The sequence below is a fragment of the Sphingomonas sp. BAUL-RG-20F-R05-02 genome (assembly GCF_022662305.1).
In the GTDB taxonomy this organism is placed as follows: Bacteria; Pseudomonadota; Alphaproteobacteria; order Sphingomonadales; family Sphingomonadaceae; genus Sphingomonas.
Genome location: NZ_JAKNQH010000063.1, coordinates 1 through 1,001, shown reverse-complemented (window position 1 = coordinate 1,001; position 1,001 = coordinate 1). Strand labels below are relative to the sequence as shown.

1 protein-coding gene is annotated in these 1,001 nt (G+C 67.2%); it reads right to left on the bottom strand.

From position 1 onward, the window contains the following. The coding region (locus tag L8F97_RS22430; RefSeq protein WP_277925151.1) for a TIM-barrel domain-containing protein at positions 1 to 1,001 on the bottom strand (1,001 nt) is incomplete at both ends.

The following is a 1,001-nucleotide window of genomic DNA, read 5'->3' as shown; positions in this document are numbered from 1 at the left end:
GCCCGCCGGCAGATACACGTCGCGGCTGGTGATGCCTTGCGTGGTGACCGGCGCGACGAGGAAGGCCGGCCCGAACATATATTCGTCGCCGATCGTCGCGACGGCGGGGTCGTTCGGGAAGTCCATGAACAGCGCGCGCATGAATGGCGCGCCGGTCTTGTATGTCTGATAGCCCAATGCATACAGATACGGCACCATCGCGTAACGCAGCTTCAGGAAGTTGGCGAGCACCGGCTCGGCCGCCGTTCCGTAGTCCCACAGCGCGGTCGCCGGGCGCTGGCCGTGGATGCGCAGCGTCGGCGTGAAGCTGTTGTACGCGAACCAGCGCGTGAACAGTTCGGGATAGTCGGTGTACGACGGCGGCATCGCGGTCGCGCCGGCGGGGTCGAGCAGCGGCGCACGTTCCGCCTTGGGGCCGTTCGGATATTGCCAGCCGCCGGTGTCGCTGCTCCAGTAGGCGAGCCCGGTCGCGGTGAAGCCGAGGCCGGCGGGGACCTGCCGGCGTAGCGCCTCCCACGTCGATTGCACGTCCGACGACCAGAACAATGCGCCGTTGCGCTGCGTGCCGAGATAGGCGGCGCGCGCGAGGATCAGGTTGCGCAGGTTCGGCCGGTCGCGCGCGGAGCCTTCCGCCACGCCGCCGGTGTGCAGCAGCGGAAACAGATTGTGGTAGCGGTCGCCCGATCCGATCGAGAAGAAGTGCCCGTCCGGCACCAGATCCGGCTCGGTCTCGTCGAGCCAGAACCAGTCGAAGCCCTGCGATGCGATATTGTCGCGGATCTTGCCCCAGAACCAGGCGCGCGCTTCCGGGTTGGTCGAATCGATCAGCGCGCCCGCCCGGTCGGAGCGGACCGGCAGACCGTCGACCACGCTGCCGTCCTTGTCGTGCAGCAGCCAGCCCTTGGTGGCGAGGAAGTTATAGTAACGCGATTCCCGCTCGAAGCGCGGCCATACGCTGACGATCGAGCGCATGCCCATGCTGTGCAGCGTGTCGTTCATCG